Annotated in this window: 15 protein-coding genes; 6 read left to right on the forward strand and 9 right to left on the reverse strand. The window is 37.6% G+C overall.

Annotation, left to right across the window (positions count from 1 at the left end; translation table 11 throughout):
* Positions 1-45: 45 nt before the first annotated feature.
* Positions 46-267, forward strand: coding sequence for a DUF3820 family protein (locus K350_RS0112860; RefSeq protein WP_028980258.1), 222 nt, complete (start codon positions 46-48; stop codon positions 265-267).
* 34 nt (positions 268-301) lie between these two features.
* Here the strand turns inward: K350_RS0112860 and K350_RS0112865 are convergent, their stop codons facing one another.
* Both K350_RS0112865 and K350_RS0112870 read right to left on the reverse strand, forming a co-directional pair.
* Positions 302-2,110 carry an ABC transporter ATP-binding protein gene (locus tag K350_RS0112865; RefSeq protein ID WP_051313109.1) on the reverse strand — a complete coding sequence of 603 codons (1,809 nt, stop codon included), beginning with the start codon at positions 2,108-2,110 and terminating at the stop codon, positions 302-304.
* A gap of 200 nt (positions 2,111-2,310) precedes the next feature.
* A complete protein-coding gene (locus K350_RS0112870) occupies positions 2,311-2,946 on the reverse strand; it encodes a hypothetical protein (protein WP_028980260.1) in 636 nt (211 codons plus the stop codon).
* A gap of 200 nt (positions 2,947-3,146) precedes the next feature.
* Between K350_RS0112870 and K350_RS0112875 the strand changes: the two genes are divergently transcribed.
* Positions 3,147-3,434: a hypothetical protein gene (locus K350_RS0112875; protein WP_028980261.1), complete on the forward strand. Its 288-nt coding sequence runs from the start codon at positions 3,147-3,149 to the stop codon at positions 3,432-3,434.
* Between the two features lie 131 nt (positions 3,435-3,565).
* Here K350_RS0112875 and K350_RS0112880 read toward each other — a convergent pair whose 3' ends face one another.
* The 4 genes from K350_RS0112880 to K350_RS0112895 form a co-directional block, all read right to left on the reverse strand.
* Positions 3,566-3,949 carry an SRPBCC domain-containing protein gene (locus tag K350_RS0112880; RefSeq protein ID WP_028980262.1) on the reverse strand — a complete coding sequence of 128 codons (384 nt, stop codon included), beginning with the start codon at positions 3,947-3,949 and terminating at the stop codon, positions 3,566-3,568.
* 93 nt (positions 3,950-4,042) lie between these two features.
* Positions 4,043-5,293, reverse strand: a complete 1,251-nt coding sequence (locus K350_RS0112885; protein ID WP_028980263.1) for a hypothetical protein — start codon at positions 5,291-5,293, stop codon at positions 4,043-4,045.
* 189 nt (positions 5,294-5,482) lie between these two features.
* The gene (gene prfH, locus K350_RS0112890; protein WP_028980264.1) at positions 5,483-6,097 is read right to left on the reverse strand and encodes a peptide chain release factor H; all 615 of its coding nucleotides are present in this window, start codon (positions 6,095-6,097) and stop codon (positions 5,483-5,485) included.
* 1 nt (position 6,098) lies between these two features.
* Complete coding sequence (locus K350_RS0112895) at positions 6,099-7,502, reverse strand: RtcB family protein (protein ID WP_028980265.1); 1,404 nt, start codon at positions 7,500-7,502, stop codon at positions 6,099-6,101.
* Between the two features lie 693 nt (positions 7,503-8,195).
* On the opposite strand from K350_RS0112895, the gene K350_RS28620 reads away from it, so the two are divergent.
* Complete coding sequence (locus K350_RS28620) at positions 8,196-9,569, forward strand: ammonium transporter (protein WP_051313138.1); 1,374 nt, start codon at positions 8,196-8,198, stop codon at positions 9,567-9,569.
* Positions 9,570-9,651: 82 nt separating this feature from the next.
* Here the strand turns inward: K350_RS28620 and K350_RS0112905 are convergent, their stop codons facing one another.
* Positions 9,652-9,870, reverse strand: a complete 219-nt coding sequence (locus K350_RS0112905) for an RNA-binding S4 domain-containing protein (protein WP_028980266.1) — start codon at positions 9,868-9,870, stop codon at positions 9,652-9,654.
* 353 nt (positions 9,871-10,223) lie between these two features.
* A complete protein-coding gene (locus K350_RS0112910) occupies positions 10,224-10,685 on the reverse strand; it encodes an Lrp/AsnC family transcriptional regulator (protein WP_028980267.1) in 462 nt (153 codons plus the stop codon).
* Between the two features lie 157 nt (positions 10,686-10,842).
* Here K350_RS0112910 and metE point away from each other — a divergent pair, with 157 nt between their 5' ends.
* Both metE and K350_RS28625 read left to right on the forward strand, forming a co-directional pair.
* A complete protein-coding gene (gene metE, locus K350_RS0112915) occupies positions 10,843-13,179 on the forward strand; it encodes a 5-methyltetrahydropteroyltriglutamate--homocysteine S-methyltransferase (protein WP_028980268.1) in 2,337 nt (778 codons plus the stop codon).
* A 320-nt stretch (positions 13,180-13,499) separates the two neighbouring features.
* The gene (locus K350_RS28625) at positions 13,500-13,763 is read left to right on the forward strand and encodes a hypothetical protein (RefSeq protein ID WP_037575530.1); all 264 of its coding nucleotides are present in this window, start codon (positions 13,500-13,502) and stop codon (positions 13,761-13,763) included.
* Positions 13,764-13,820: 57 nt separating this feature from the next.
* Here K350_RS28625 and K350_RS0112925 read toward each other — a convergent pair whose 3' ends face one another.
* Positions 13,821-15,263: a T9SS type A sorting domain-containing protein gene (locus tag K350_RS0112925; RefSeq protein ID WP_028980269.1), complete on the reverse strand. Its 1,443-nt coding sequence runs from the start codon at positions 15,261-15,263 to the stop codon at positions 13,821-13,823.
* 256 nt (positions 15,264-15,519) lie between these two features.
* Between K350_RS0112925 and hrpB the strand changes: the two genes are divergently transcribed.
* On the forward strand, positions 15,520-17,673 hold the full coding sequence (gene hrpB / locus K350_RS0112930) for an ATP-dependent helicase HrpB (RefSeq protein WP_028980270.1): 2,154 nt from the start codon (positions 15,520-15,522) through the stop codon (positions 17,671-17,673).
* The last annotated feature ends 36 nt before the right edge of the window (positions 17,674-17,709 follow it).

A 17,709-nucleotide genomic window follows, 5' to 3' on the forward strand; every position in this document is an offset into this window, starting at 1 on the left:
TGTTATTTAAAGTTGCCTACCTTTGTTCTATCAAAAACTTCTTAAGTGCAGCCCGATCCGGAAATTCTTATCAAAATTGTAAAAACCAAAATGCCATTTGGTAAATATAAAGGCACCTTGCTTTGCGACCTTCCGGTCTCCTATCTTGAATGGTTTCAAAAAGAAGGATTTCCTGACAACAGCCTTGGAATGATGTTAGCCACCGTCTTTGAAATTAAAATCAACGGACTCCAGGATATACTGAATAATCTGAAAAAGATGTATTGAGGCTGGTCTACTCAAATCCCAACCTATCTAAAATTTAAGAAAGCTCAAACTGTAATTTATTAAGGTTCTTATACAACCCATTATTAATAAGAATTAACTCTTCATGGGTTCCGCTTTCCTTTACAAATCCCTTTTCCAGCACAACTATTTTATCTGCATTGCGAATAGTTGAAAGTCTGTGCGCTATCACAATCGAAGTACGCCCTTTCATCAAACTGTCTAGCGCTTTCTGTACCAGCTGTTCTGACTCACTATCAAGAGAACTTGTAGCCTCATCGAGAATAAGGATTGCGGGATCTTTTAATATTGCTCTTGCAATGGCCACTCTTTGTCTTTGACCACCAGAAAGCTTGACACCTCTTTCTCCCACCACTGTATTATAACCTTCAGGGAAGCTGCTAATAAAGCCATGAGCATAAGCCTTGCGGGCAGCCTCTTCAACTTCTTCTTTGGTAGCTTCAGGTTTTCCATAAGCTATGTTTTCAAAAATTGTTCCTCCGAAAAGTAACACATCCTGGGGAACAAAAGCCATTTGTTTTCTCAATTGAGATAAAGGAAAACTTCCTGCATCTTTCCCATCAAATAATAACTCGCCTTCAGCAGGATTATAAAACCCTAGCAGCAAAGATACCAACGTACTTTTGCCCGCCCCACTGGGACCAACAATCGCAATCTGCTGACCCAGGCCAGCCTTAAAGCTTACATCTTTTAGTATCTGCATTTCAGGACGCGATGGATAGCTGAAAGCAACATGCTTCAACTCCACTGTTCCTTCGATTCTGAAAGCATCCTGCACAGGTTCATCCTTGATGTTTACATTTTCTGTAACTTCATCAAACAGCTCTTTAACTCTTTGTGTAGCTCCCAATGTTTTCTGCAATTGAGAATACAGTTCTGCGAATCCTGCCATAGATCCGCCTATGAATGCAGTATATACTACGAAAGCTGTAAGTTCTCCAAACTGAAGTATACTTGTACCATACCACACGACCATTACAATTGCGGCAAAGACACTGAATATCATAACAGATATAAATACCCCTCTAAGCTGTGCACTTTTGATAGCAAGCTTCACTACCTTTTCAACACTATTGCTATAACGCTTCAGCTCATAAGCTTCATTAGAGAACGCTTTTACATTTGCTATTCCTTGCAATGTTTCCTGAACAATTACACCAGAATCGGCAAGCTGATCCTGTGCTTCTTTAGATTCTTTTCTTATTCTTCTGCTGAAGACCACAGCAACCACAACGATCACCGGCACTACAGAAAGCATCACCAGAGTGAGCTTCCACGACAGATAGAAAATCAATCCAATACCAATGATCAGGACAACCAGTCCTCTCAGCAACTCTGCAAGCACTGAAGAAACGGTATCCTGGATCTGAGATATATCTGCTGATAATCTATTAGATAGTTCTCCTACTCTCCTTTGAGCAAAAAACTCCATAGGCATCATGATCATCTGTTTATAAATGTCCTTTCTAAGATCAGACACAGCATGCTCCCCCACAAAAGAAAAAAGATAGACCCTTGAAAATGAAAAAAACATTTGAATGGAAAGTACTCCAAGCATCGTCAGAGCAACGAGCCCAGGAGCAATAGCATCTTCTCCAAGACTTATCTTATGTGCATTATCTATAAGCTCCTTCAGCAAATATGGAAAAGCCATTGTGGTAATTCCAGAGAGCGCTATAAACACCAGTCCAAGAATAAATCTTAATCTATACGGGATGATGTATTTAAATACCCATAAATTTTCCTTTATACTTTCTTTACTTAACTTAACCTTTGGTAATTCTTCTTTAATGGATCCGTTGCTGCTATAATTGGGTCTTGCCATTTTTTTAATTCTGATTTCTCTCTTTTCTAAAAGAAAAGACGATTAAATGGTATAAATATTTTAAAGAAAAGAAAACTAATGTACCTGAAATACAAATTTATAAAAACATTCTGAACACATCCTGTACTTAATATAAACATCTTTCCTCAAAGGCCTAAAATTCAGGACACTTTAGTCAGATGAATAATGCATATTGAAATTTAAAATTTATATTTATCGGAGAAGATTCCTTCAGGATAATGCTGTTCATATAAGTCAATCAGATTGAGCAGGAACCGGAGGCCTACATCCAACATTTCCTTTATCATGTAATCACTTATTGTAATTGGGCCATTGTTTTCAGGATCAATATGATTATCAACTGCTAGTGTAAGCTTGGTTTTTAATGTAGTATTTCCTGGAACAATAGAATTATGATGCACTATTATATTTCTTATTTCTCTATATATAACTAGCCTTGCCCAGTCCTCTGAAATAACTGAGGCGCTTACAGGAAGAATATTCGCAACCAACGAATGATATTGATAAACCTTATCCATATCAGACAACTTCCTTTTAAAGCCAGTATGCTCAGTCACTATAATTTCACAATATTTCCTGAATGAATATTCAAAGAATGAATAAGCTGTAACCAAAAAAGAATTTTTTATAATTGAAGATGTGAAAGAATAAAAATGAACTTCTCCAAGAGCATGAGTGTTTACTTCATTATTTATTAAAAATCCGTCTTTTAAATCGGAGAGCGCCATGCCAGCATCAATTGCCACTAGTATAGACTTTTTACAATTACTGAATTGAGTTTCTAAAACTTGGCTAAATTGTTGCTTGTAATTCATACAAAAATTTTATCACAGATTTCCATTTAACATAATGGAATTGAAAGTTGCTAAATTAAATAAAGCAATCTTATTTAATGAAAGGCGAAATGATTATGTGGATAAATTAAAACCCTTCAAATACAATATTTACCCACATCTACTATTATCGTCATAACATTACGAACATAAAGCCGTATAATTATTAAAATTTAAAAGTTATGAGCTCAGCATTAGAAACGATAGCAAAGGAAAAACTTAGCGAAATTCACTTTACTAAAGATGACGTTCTAAGTGATCCGGCAAAGAAAAGGCTTAGAAACATTTACCTAAAAAAAGCAGAGCTTCTTGGAAATGCGTACAAAGGAAAGGTAAAGATGTTTTTCAAAACACTTGAAGGAAATGTGCTTTGTGTTGAAACTACCATTTGGGAAGCAAATGAAGAATATATAACGCTTAAAGGTGGCATTAATATTCCAACCAAGTCAATTCTCGAAATCGAATTTTAATCTGCATCTTAAAAGAAATATAAACAGCCTCCGACAAGAGGCTTTTTTTATTTCTCAACAGATTGGCCTTTGACAATAATTAAAGCGCTGCAATCATTAACCTTTATAGAATCGAACCTATGAGGATAAATTTATTCTCCTTCATAAAAATCTTGCAAAGCGCCAAAATATATCTCATTCCAACCTTCTACAATATCACTATAATCTTCATCCGGAATATTTGTATGCCTCAATTCTGCAGAGGTTCCTTTTTTATCCTGATGTAATATTATAGTTACAATTGATTGAGCTTCCTGATCTCCGAAAAACCATTCCTGCACAATCTTTTTACCTTCTGCAAACTCAATATTCCTTCCGGAAATACTTCCATCCCAAAGAGAAAATTCAGATCCTGGAACAGTTGACATCTCTGCAGGTTCTCCTGACCATAGCTGAATGGTTGCAGGGTTTGTCAATGCGGCAAATACCTCCTCTGGCTCAGCCGGAATAATATAGTACTTTTTGTAATCTTTCACTTCTTATAAACTTTTATTATTGATCAATATAAAACTTAAAAAGCATGTCTGAAAGATCAGACATGCTTTTAATATTTTCAGTATCAGTAATACTTATTTAGATAATGTTAAAGCACTTACACCGATTTTTTTACCATCGCAGTAAAATTCGATAGTATATTTACCTGGCTTATATCTGCTACCTTTCATATAAAGGAAACCAGTTGAGTGGGAAGACTCAAGATCCAAAGTCTGCTTATCTGTATAGAATGTCTTTTTACCATTAACAAGGAAAGTTTTATCTCCTTCAAAAAGAGTTGCTCCTCCTGGCTCAATAAAGCGCATGTAGATCTCTTTTTTACCTTGTGCCAGATCATTCTGAGCAAGAGATATAGACATTTTAACCTGCTGAACAATCATTGCTTTGTAAGTAGCAGCTTGCTTAAGTTCCTTACCTCCATGGCCTAAAGCTGTGATATGGATAGACTCAGCTTTTAAGGCTGCAGCTACGGATACCTTCTCAGACAATTCTACTTTTTCAGTTACAAGAGCTTTGATAGAATCATCTTTCTCCTGAAGCTGCTTGTAAAGCGTTTCCTTCTCATACTGCAAGTGCTTATTTTCAGCAGATAATGACTGAAGGCTTGCACTTGCCATGATATAATCCTTTTTGAAGTGGGATAGCTTTTTGTTCAATTGATTAATTGAAACTTGTTTGTTCTGAATCTGTGATTTTAAATCATCAAGTTCAGCAAGTTTAGCTCTCTCTTCACTAAGCTCTAAACCAAGTTTTTGCTTTTCTGCAATAACAATCTTAAGGCTGTCCTGAAGTCTTGTAATCTCTGCTAACTTGCCGTTAATGTCAGATTTAAAAGTTTCTGTAGTGCTTTGTAGCTCGGCTTCAGCAATTTTTGCCTGATCTGCTTTGCTGTAGACAAAAAATGCAAGTGCTCCTAATAACAATACGTTTGTAATCAAACTGGCAATTTTTACAAAATCAGTACCTCCTCCATTCGATTTTGGTCTGGATTCTTTTGGAGCTCTCTCAGGTTTTGATTTCACTTCCGGCTTTGTTTCCTTAGGCTCTGGTTTAACTATTGCCTTCACCTCTGATTTTGCCTCAACTTTAGGAGTTTCAACTTTAGGTTCTTGCTTAGGTTCAACTTTTTCCAAAGGTTTTGATTCTGATTGTACAACCGGAGCTGAATCAAACTTTATCTCGTCAGTTTTTTTTGACTCAATCTTGGTCTCCTTTTTAACATCAGAACTAGCTGCCTGATTTTTTGTGTCATTCGGATCAGCAGGTTTCTTCTTGACTGGTCTCATGATCGGTCTGGGACCATTCATTCTAGGTTCTGGGCTCATGAATTATAAAGCTTTTGTTAATTGTACTAAAATGTGATTTTTTATAAAAAGATTGACAATTTACATAAACTATGAAACATCTACAATGTTTTTTAAGTATAAATCTTTTTTTTTGATTAAGCAGATTTTTACCAGGCCAAATGCATAAAACGGCTCTATTAAAGTCGTTTTTAAAATTTAATTTGACTTTTATAACCTTTCATTGAATGTCCTGACAGGGTTTCCGCGCTCCAGACAGTTATGCTGATTCCATTGACTTTGTGTTTTCTTTGCTGCTTCCTCAGCATTCCAACCTAAAACCTTAGCTTTCAACCTTTCCAAAGCTTCGGCTTTATTTTGAAATTGAGACCTTCTTTCTGAGGCAACTACTGAAATTCCTGACGGCAAATGTTTTGCGCGAATGGCTGACTCAGTTTTATTAACGTGCTGGCCGCCTGGACCAGAAGCTCTGAGACTTTCAAATACAACCTCTTTGTCTTGCCAGACAAAAAAATCAGCTACATCATATGCTTTTATTCCCACAAACCAATTTTTCCTTTTATTAAATTTCCTGTATGGACTTGGTGAAATCCACAAAATAGAGCCTTCCCAGTTTGTTAAAAACTCTTTTACTTTTATGCCCTTTACCAATACAGAGACTGACAATAAGGTACCATTTAATGGTCCAATCTCTTTATCCGTGATATTAACCTGCAGACCTTCTGTTTTCGCCTCTTTAAGGAAGATTTCAAGCACCTTTGCCACCACCTTCCAGCATTCCTCCGGACCACGTCCGGAGGAAATTTGTACTAAATATTCATTCATCTTATTCCTTATTCATTCTTACAATTTTTGGAAAAAACTTTCCATGAACATCCACGAGTGATTGCTGAGTTGCCATTACTTTTTCTATATCCTTATAAGCCTGAGGTGTCTCTTCCACAGTACCTCCGAGAAGGGTTACTCCTGCAGAAGAAAGCTGTTTCTTTAATGCTGACATGGTAAAGGTTTCACGGGCCCCACCTCTTGATAACCGCCTACCAGCACCGTGAGATGCTGAATTCAAAGAATCTTTGTTGCCCTTACCGACAACCAGGTAACCAGGCGAGATCATATTGCCAGGAATAATACCCAATTCACCTTTACTGGCAGGGGTTGCACCTTTTCTGTGGACTATTACTTTTTTGTCATTGTGCCATTCTTCCCATGCAAAATTGTGATGGTTTTCAACTCTTGCTATTGGCTTTTCTCCGATTGCTTTAGCCAGATTATAATGAATTCGGTCATGACAAGCACTTGCATAATCGCCAGCAAGGTTCATGCTCTGCCAATATTCCTGCCCTGCTGCACTATTGAGCGACAACCAGGCCAAATGCTGGGCTTCTCTTGGCAGTTTACAAGTATCCATTGCAATTTTCATATAATACTTAGCAACCTCAGCTCCTAAGCCACGTGAACCTGAATGAGAAAGAACTGCAAGATATCTTCCATCAGGAAGGTCAAGAATATTACCTGCAATCAGCTCTATCAGGCCAAACTCCACAAAGTGATTTCCACCTCCGGAAGATCCAAGTTGCTTCACGGCCTTCCCATGAAGCTTTTTCAGCAAGTCAGTATACCCGAATTCAGGCCTCTCAAGAATTTCATGATCCTGAGCAAATTCAAGCCCGCCATCCATACCAAAATGAGTGAATTCTCCCAATGCCTTCTTTAAGCTATAGGCATTCATTTGCAGGTATTTTTCAGAAAGATCAAATACTGATAGCGCCATCCTACAGCCGATATCAATACCTACTGCATATGGAATGACTGCATTATCAGCCGACAATACCCCTCCGACAGGCAAACCATACCCCGTGTGTGCATCTGGCATCAGAGCACCCTGTAGCGATATGGGTAAACGCATGGCAAGATCCATCTGCCTTTTCGCATTCCCATCAATATCTTTTCCTCCAATAACTTTATATGCTGCAGGCTTTTCAAGCAACTCATAAGATTCAAATGTCTGCACTTTTACTTTAGTCACAAATGTGTTTGCTAATGGTCCCAATTGCTCATCGTTTAAGTATTCGTCAGGATTATCTTTTAAAAGAGACAGCATATTCAATATTTCTTCTTTGGCAATGTGCTTAAAATGACGCATTACTACAGCCATTGCCACGCTGCGGGATACATCGTTATGATAACCTATTTTAGTCAGGTCTTTCGTTTTAATAGTTTGTCTTCCCATATGGGTATTGACTTTTTATAATATTTGAAATAAAAATCTATTTGGCTCCTGTATGTACAAGGAGAATATTCTGAAGTCTCTGAGACTAATTCAGAAAAAGTACTAAACACCAACATAAAACTTTGGATTTAAAACAGTTAATTATTTAACAATACTGTAGTTTCAATTTCAGAAGGCACAAAAATATACCACCCTTCCCGAAGGAAGTATCTGAAAACAACTTAAGAGGTAAGGAAAACAGGACAAAAACAGGAAATTAATACCGGTAAAAAAACGATATTAAATACTCTCGTAAAATCATTCTTTAATAAAGTGTACAACAAGACCATACAGAATATGGCTTCTCTGCAATACCTTCTATTTGATTTTCTTATAATAAATTAAATGAAGTCCTGAACTTAAAACTAAGCTGTCAGTTGAATGGGTGATATGTATAATGAGGTTTGCAACATAATGTCCTCCTTTTCAAAAAATCTTGGGAGATCTGCTCTGCAAAGATAAACGTTTTTTTCCAAAACACATTAAATGATCCATATTATTTTACACAATGATCACTTAAAAAAACTTCAGCTTCAAATTATGGCCAACTTGTAAGAAATATCCGGTTATTCCCCTATAAATACATCGTAATTTTACCTAAATTTGATGCGTTTTTTTACGAAACCTAACCAGGTAACTCAAAAAATTAACCAAATGACCAGAAAATTATCAATTATTCCATTTATCGTTTTAATTGGCATTGCCCTAATCACTTTATTAATAACAGGTATTCCGAGTGTAAATACAATTGACTATTGGACGAAATACAAAGACCAGTTAAGTGCAGGAGATACAGCCTGGATGCTCACAGCTGCTGCTCTGGTTTTATTGATGACGCCAGGGCTCGCATTTTTCTATGGGGGAATGGTTAACCCTAGAAACGTAATTTCTACGATGCTTCAGAGCTTCATTTGTATGGCGGTCATTTCTGTCTTATGGATAGTTGTAGGCTTTAGCCTTTCTTTCGGAGAAAGTATCGACGGATGGATCGGCAATCCTTTTACTTATTTCTTTCTTGATGGAGTAGCTGAAGGTAAACCATGGGTAAACGCTCCTACTATTCCACTTCTGTTATTTGCTCTTTATCAGCTGAAATTCGCTATCATCACACCTGCATTAATTACAGGTGCTTTTGCTGAGCGTATTCGTTTTACTTCATATATTCTGTTCATTTGTCTTTTTTGCATTTTCATTTATACCCCGCTTGCCCACTGGACATGGCATCCTGAAGGTATTTTATATAACCTTGGAGTTCTAGACTTTGCAGGAGGAACTGTTGTTCATATGTCTGCGGGTTGGGCTGCTCTGGCTTCTGCCCTTTATTTGCATCAGAGGAAAGAAGCAGAACATAATCCAGCCAACATACCATTAGTTATGCTGGGAACAGGATTATTATGGTTTGGATGGTTTGGATTCAACGCTGGATCTGCACTTGGTGCTAATCAACTTGCAGTATCTGCTGCCATGACGACAACAGGTGCTTCTGCAGCTGCAGCCCTTGCCTGGATTTTCTTTGACACTGTCAAAGGTAAAAAACCAAGCGCACTGGGAATGTGTATCGGGGCAGTAGTAGGACTTGTGGCAATTACCCCTGCTGCAGGGTTTGTTACAATACCTCATTCTATTTTCATAGGTGTTATTGCAAGTCTTATCTCTAACAAACTAGTTGACTGGAGAACCAGCAAAACTACACTTGATGATACACTCGACGTGTTCCCCTGCCATGGTGTAGGAGGAATGGTAGGAATGGTTTTAACTGGAGTATTCGCTACTAGTGCTGTAAACCCTATTATACCTGATGGTGACAATGGCCTATTCTTTGGAGAAACAAAACTATTCCTTCATCATTTGGCTGCACTCATTGGCGTTTCTGTATTCGCATTCGGTGGATCTTACCTTCTGTTAATGTTTACTAACTGGATTTCTCCGCTAAGAGTTAATGAAGACGATGAAAAAGCTGGCTTAGATTCCAGTCAACACGGAGAAGGTTATTTATCCTGGGTAAAAAATGACCTTGAGCATTCATAGAACATTAACCAACCTTATAAGATAATTAAATAAAAAGGGCAAAAGAATTTATCTTCTGCCCTTTTTATCTTTTAGGTAAAAACTAATACGCCTTTTTTATCTTCACTTTCTCACCCTGGAATTCTACCACATCCCCATCTCTCAATTTTTTTCTTTTCTGAGTTTCAACTGCACCATTTACAATCACTTCTCCATCAACAATAAACGTATTAGCCTCACCGCCAGTACCGGTGAGACCGGTAATTTTAAGCAACTTATTTAATTCAATAAATTCGTAGCCTTCTAATTCAAATTCAGTCATTATTATTTTAATTAAGGAACCCAAAGGTAGTAATAATTAAATAACATATCTATACCAAATGCCACAATGGCTTACACTTGTTCAACAACTACTTATTACCCTCAATAAAATTTGATTGCATTGAGAATTTAAAAGTTCTCCGATAAAACATTTTGCTTCCATCTTTAATCCACAACCCATAGAAAAAATTCCGAAAAACTGTATCGGAAAACAAAAGCACTTATCAAACCAGTAATATACAGTATAACAGAAAGCCTATTTAATCTGATATTCTTTTCATTGGGAATAGATATTATCGAACCTGTACGATAAATTTAAACTGAATACCGATAAACGAAGATTACTATATATTCTTATATCGGCAGCTCAGTCGAATTCTTAATCTCCCCCATCACGAATACACTATGAGTACTTCCTATATTCTCAATGGAAGCCAGTTTATTCATTATGAAATTTTGATATTCAGGCATGTCCTTTACCATCACCTTCAACATAAAATCATATTGTCCTGAGACGTTATAGCACTCTGTCACTTCTTTTAGTGAAACTATATCATTTACAAACTTTTTCCCTATACCTTTTTCATGCTGCTTTAAGGTCACATTGCAAAAGACAACCAGTCCTTTATTCAATTTATGGTTATCTAATAAAGCAACATATTTCTTAATATAACCATCACGCTCCAATCGCTTGATCCGCTCGTGAACCGGTGTTGGGGTAAGATTAAGCTTATTTGCCAACTCCTTTGTAGTGAGTGTTGAATCCTTTTGAAGCAATTTCAACAGTCTGATATCCAAATCATCTAATTCAGTCATAGATAAATTTTCTTTTTAAGATCCTTTCGAACCACAAATACAGATTTTTATTCCACAAAAATAAACACAAAAGATATTTATTTCAATTTTTAACCAAAATTATAGTATTAAGATCTACCAACATAGATTTGTAAAGAATTTATATCTACAAACAACTATGCTAACACAAAATTTAGGATACCCGAGAATTGGAGCTTTCAGAGAGCTTAAAAAAGCTTCAGAGCAATACTGGTCAGGCAAAGAGAGCCTTCAGAATCTTTTAACCACTGGAAAGAAAATCAGAGAGGCGAACTGGACACTTCAAAAAAATGCACAGATTGACCTTATCCCGTCTAATGACTTTTCCTTTTATGATCAGGTATTAGACATGTCTCTCATTGTAAATGCCATCCCTGAGCGCTATCATGAGATAGCAGAAGACAGAAATAACACAGAGAATGACTTGTATTTTGCAATGGCCAGAGGCTATCAGAAAGATGGAAAAGATATCATAGCAATGGAGATGACAAAATGGTTTGATACTAACTACCACTACATCGTTCCTGAGTTCCATAAAAATCAAAAGTTCAGCCTGTTTTCAAATAAGATTACCAATGAATACCAGGAGGCTAAAGTGTTAGGAATAGAAACCAAACCAGTGATCATCGGTCCAGTATCTTATCTGCTGCTTGGAAAAGAGAAAGAAGATGGATTTCACAGAATTGAACTGATCAAAAACCTTCTGCCTGTCTATATAGAAATCATTGAAAAGCTTGAGAAAATGGGGGCTCAGTGGATTCAGCTGGATGAGCCATTCCTAACAATGGACTTGAGTGACGAAGAAAAGAAAGCCTACCATCTTGTATATGATCAGCTAAGAAAGAAATTCCCTTACCTGAAAATTATGGTTGCTACTTACTTTGACTGCACCGGAGACAATCTGGGACTTGCAGTAGTACTTCCTATAGATGCCTTGCATGTTGATCTTGTAAGATGCCCTTCTCAGCTTAATGACATACTACAGACCTCGTTCATACTTTCCAAAACCTGCCTTTCCCTCGGAGTTGTAGATGGCAGAAATATCTGGATCAATGATTTTGAAAAGTCTTTATCATTTATTCAAAAGGCTGTTGAAATATTAGGAGAAGATAGAGTGATGATCGCTCCTTCATGCTCATTGCTGCACACTCCGTGCGATCTAGACAATGAAAAAGATGAAACAGTTCTAACTGCCGAAATCAAACAATGGATGGCTTTTGCAAAGCAAAAGATTGAAGAAGTTGGTGCTTTGAAAAAACTGGCATCTGTCAAGGATCCTCAAGAGCTTGCAGCTGCAATTAAACCAAACAAAGATATCATCGAAAGCAGGAAGAAATCAACACTGATTCATAAACCACAAGTAAAAGAACGAGTAAAGAACATAACTGATGCGGATAGCAGAAGGGCAAGCACATTTGATATAAGACAAAAGAAACAGGAAAAAGCATTAAATCTTCCTTTATTCCCGACTACTACAATCGGGTCATTTCCACAAACTGATGAAATTCGACAGCTCAGAGCTAAATTAAAGAATGGAACATTAACTCAAGCAGATTATGAGGAAAAAGTAAAATCAGAAATTGATCGTTCGATTGTGTGGCAGGAGGAAATTGGTATAGATGTGTTGGTACATGGAGAATTTGAGCGCAATGACATGGTGGAATATTTTGGCGAACAACTGGACGGCTATGTATTTTCTCAGAATGGCTGGGTACAAAGCTATGGCTCAAGATGTGTTAAACCTCCCATCATTTATGGAGATATTGAAAGAAGCAAACCTATGACAGTAAAATGGTCTCAGTATGCACAATCAAAAACCAATCATTATATGAAAGGTATGCTTACCGGTCCTGTTACGATCTTGCAATGGTCATTCGTACGTGACGATCAGCCGAGATCAGAAACTACCATGCAAATAGCTCTAGCTATAAGAGATGAGGTGACAGACCTTGAAAAAGCAGGCATAAAAATTATCCAGATAGATGAGCCTGCAATCAGAGAAGGCCTACCACTACATAAAGTGGATTGGGATAGGTATCTGAACTGGGCAGTAACTGCATTCAGAATAAGTGCATCTGGAGTAAAGGATGAAACGCAGATCCATACACATATGTGTTATTCCGAATTTAACGATATCATCTCACACATTGCAGATATGGATGCTGATGTAATCACTATAGAAACTTCAAGATCTCAGATGGAATTGCTGGATGCTTTTGCAGACTTCAACTATCCAAATGAAATAGGTCCCGGAGTATATGACATTCACTCTCCTAGAGTACCAGGAGTTTCAGAAATAGAGCATTTACTTGAAAAAGCTTTAGCTGTAATTCCGGCAAGGAATCTATGGGTGAATCCTGATTGTGGGTTAAAGACAAGAAAATGGGCTGAAACAGAGCTTGCATTAAAGAACATGATGATCGCCACCAAGAAACTCAGGCAAAGAGTAAATGAAACATCCGGAATTGAAGCTTAACCTTGCAATGATACTCCAGGAAAAGCCCTCTTCTAAATCATTTTTCCATAGGAAAAAAAATTAATTCACATAGTTTTGGTGCTGTTCATATGTATTGTGAGTTGCTGTAAAATCTTCACCGATCTTCAGCAATTCACACATATATTATTATTACATATTTCATATAATCCTCTGTACAACTCTGCATCTCCTCTGTGTACCTCTTTGTCATTATATTCTTTCAAAAATAGGCTATCCATTATCCTCATAAACCCAAATACTTTTCCACATACAACAACACTTTTTCTAAACAGTCGTATGTTTCGAAAAATTACAGCAATATGAGAAATCGTTTTTTATTTACTTCAGCTTTTATTATTCTGTTTGCAATACTAAGCCAGTTTGCAAAAGCTCAGACAGTATACGTTACAGAGAAAGGTAAAAAATATCACAAAAAGAACTGCTCCGTTGTAAGCGAAGGCAAAAAAGGACAGGAACTTGCTGCGGCCCAAAAAAATGGCTATGAGCCTTGTTCTGTTTGCAAGCCAGACGAAGCTAAGAAACAAGAAGCCACAGACCCCAAGAAAAAAGTAACCCTAAAATAACCAGAGGCCGGAGCTGCAAAGTTCCGGCCTCTTTTAGTTTTATACTTTCAATAAATTTCATTCCACAATAATCGGAGCTGATCTTCTACCTGCTTGGTTGTTTACTTCCAGAATATACATACCAGCCTCTACTCCGGATATAGAAAGTGTATTCTGAGATCCATCAAACAACTTAACTACCCTACCTGACAAATCCATTATACTTATAGCATCGCCAGCCAGAAGGCCCTCTACTGATATAAATTCCTTCGCAGGATTAGGATAAACATTAATTTTACCTGCAGCTAACTTTTGCAAAGACGTAATCACATTTTCTACTTCCAGCAAATTAGAACCTAGAGACAGATCTTCTGAAGTGCGTGCAGACGGGAAGCAACTTACCCAGTGCATTTCAATCTGATAAAACAATTTTTCAGATGCAGGAGGATTGATATCGGTAAATGAATAAATACCTTCAGAAACTGTAGTAACTAATTCCAGAGCATCTTTGGAAGCACCTCTGTAGATCGCGTATTCAGCTATACCTGCACCTTCATAAGCATTCCAGGTAATTGTAATTGCACTTTCCTGTTTATCCTGCGATAGCAAAACAGTTTTATGCGACTGAGACAATGGAGTCATATTACCATTAACATCCTTCACTGCAATGCTATATGAATAAGAAGTTAGTTCAGGATGTGAACTGTTATCTTTAAATATACTGAATTCAATTCCTCCAAGACGGCCGATCTGCTTACCATCTCTGAAAATCCTGACACTGTCTACCGCAGGATAATCTTCTGATTTTTCGAATATAACCAGATTTTTTCCAGAGGTCTTATCAAAAGTTGCCATGCACATAGATGGCTGATAAACAGTAAGACTAGCCGGAGCTGATGAAATGCTGCTTCCGCAACTTGATAATAATTCACAAACAAAATTCAAACCATTCAGGTCAGTAGTTACATTATTTAATATTAACTTTGATGAATTCGCTCCATCTATGTATTCAGGCCCGGAACCTCTGTCTGTAAGCCAGGCATAAGATATTCCTCCTCCGGATGCAGTGACCTCAAAAACTGCTTTTCCATTTTCCCATACAGAAACAGACTCTGGGTCTGAAAGGATAATAGGGTTCTCATTTACAGTTAGCTTTGCTGATTCGGAATAAATTTTAACTTCGCTCTCATCTGTTAAAACGCACCTGTAAAGACTTCCATTCATTTCTTTTTCTACTGGCGGCGACTGATAAGAACTAGATTCTGCACCATTTATATCTACATATGCAAAGCCTGTATATACCTGCCACTGATAAGATAAATTTTCACCTTCAGCTTGAATAGAAAAAAGTGCTCCAGTACCAACACATACAGCTACATCTTCCGGATGCTTCGCTATCTGGATTTCATTGATTTCCTGAATATGATGCACTAAGGATTTGATCGGCTCGGCTATTGCAAAAGAGGACAAAGAAGTGAAAGAAGCTGAAATCAGCAGAGATAAAAGTAGTTGTTTTTTCATCTAAGAATACAATAATTAGTAGTGTTTACCATTTACAAAAATAAGCTTAACTTTCTAATTATCAAAGTGAATTACTTACTCCCAATATCCTAAAACTACAATAATTAAAATTCTAAAATAGGATTTGATAAATATTCCTATCAACATATAAACCTGGTGGATAAATGTCGTGAAATAAATCATTAGATTTTTTTTCCACCTGTCAGACTTTCTCTAATCCTTGATTACCTTTGCTTTTTCAAAAAAACATAATCACTTGTCATTTAATCCATTATCAATAGACCTTCCTGTAAGGGAAATTATTCCTGCTGTACAGGAACACTTAAGCAAATCAAATACACTTATTGTAAATGCCCCTCCGGGAGCGGGAAAAAGTACCTTATTACCACTGGCAATTTTTAATGAACCATGGCTTGAAGGTAAAAAAGTGCTGATGCTAGAACCGAGAAGACTGGCTGCCAAGACAATAGCTGAGCGTATGTCTTCTCTGCTTGGTGAAGATGTTGGGCAAAGCATTGGTTATAGGATAAGGTTTGAAAATAAAGTCAGCAATAAAACAAGAATTGAAGTTCTGACCGAAGGTATTTTAACCCGCTTCATACACAACGACAACAGCCTTGAAGGTGTAGGACTTGTAATCTTTGATGAGTTCCATGAGCGCAGCATCCATGCTGATGTTGCAATGGCTTTGTGTAGAGAAGCTCAACAAAGACTGCGTCCGGACCTCCGCATTATGGTGATGTCGGCAACACTTGATATGCCTCAACTGACTAAGATCCTCAAAGCTCCTGTTGCACAGAGTCAGGGCAAACAATATCCTGTAGAAATCAAATATACAGGAGAAGCTGATCAGTTCCTGCTTCCGGAGATGACAGCGAAAGTCGTCATTAAGGCTGTAAAAGAAAAAGATGGAGATACCCTTGTATTCCTTCCGGGAGAAGCTGATATCAAACAATGCGAAGGCATTCTTAAAAAAGAGCTAAAGGGCTTTGTCATTCATCCTTTGTATGGCATGTTGCCACCAGGAAAACAATATAGTGCCATTATGCCTGACAAGACTGGAAAGCGTAAGGTTGTACTTGCCACTTCTATTGCAGAAACAAGCTTAACAATAGAAGGCATTAAAATAGTTGTTGACTCTGGTTTTGGAAAGACCTCTAAGTTCGATCCCCAATCAGGATTATCAAGGCTTGTAACTCAAAGAATTTCTAAAGACTCTGCAGACCAGCGTGCTGGCCGGGCAGGAAGACTTAGTCCTGGAACATGCTACAGAATGTGGTCAGAAAGCATCCAGGAAAATATGACAGAGCACAGGATTCCTGAAATTATGGAGGCTGACTTATCTTCATTGGTGCTGGATATGGCTCAATGGGGAATAGTTGATCCTCACCAGCTTACCTGGCTTTCTCCTCCGCCTAAAGCTACTCTTGCTCAAGCTGTAGAAACTTTGCATCAGTTGAATGCTTTGGAAAATGGCCGTATTACGGAACATGGAAAGAAAATTCACTCGCTTCCATGTCACCCGAGAATTGCGCATATGCTTCTGATGGCAGAAGAAGAAAACAGACTTCCGCTTGCTACTGACCTTGCTGCTCTTCTGGAAGAGCGAGATCCATTGAAAAGAGAAACTGGGATTGACATTAACGTCCGAATTGAAGCACTAAGAAGGTATCGTAAGGAAAAGGGTCAGGGTAAACAATTGGGAAGGATTGAAAAGGTTGCCGCTTCTTACAGAAAGCTTTTTGATATAAAGGAAGATAATGGTCAGCAAGATCCGTACGAAACAGGTGTTTTATTAGCACATTGTCATCCGGAACGAATTGCCTTTGCCAGACCTGGCAATAATGCTCAGTTTCAGCTTGCCAATGGTAAATATGCTTCCGCAAGCCATAAAGATGAACTGGCACATGAATCATGGCTTGCCATTGCCAACCTTGATGCCAGAGAGGGTATGGGTAAAATTTTCTTAGCCTCTCCTTTAAATCCAAAAGATCTCGCACCATTGGTAAAAGAGCAGGAAGTCATTTCATGGGATACTGAAGACGGTACATTAAAAGCTTCTAAAGATTTAAGAATCGGAAGCATCATACTTAAATCAAAACCATTGCCAGCACCTAACGATAAATTCAGAATTAAAGCTATTTCGGATGCGATTAAAAAAGAAGGAGACTTCTTACTTCCGTTTACCGAAGAAGTAAAAGAATGGCAGGAAAGGATATTACAATTAAAAAAATCTGAGCCTCAGGCAGGATGGCCGGATGTAAGTACCTCTACGCTATTACTTACAAACTATGAATGGCTGACTCCCCATCTTACAGACATCGAACACCCTGATGACCTATATGAGCTGGACCTGCTGGATATCCTTCAGAAATTTCTGACGAAGGAACAAAAAGAGAGGTTGTTATAAATCTACACATCAGTCTTCAGAATCAGGCATGATTCC

The sequence above is a fragment of the Sporocytophaga myxococcoides DSM 11118 genome, from assembly GCF_000426725.1.
GTDB classification, from domain to species: domain Bacteria; phylum Bacteroidota; class Bacteroidia; order Cytophagales; family Cytophagaceae; genus Sporocytophaga; species Sporocytophaga myxococcoides.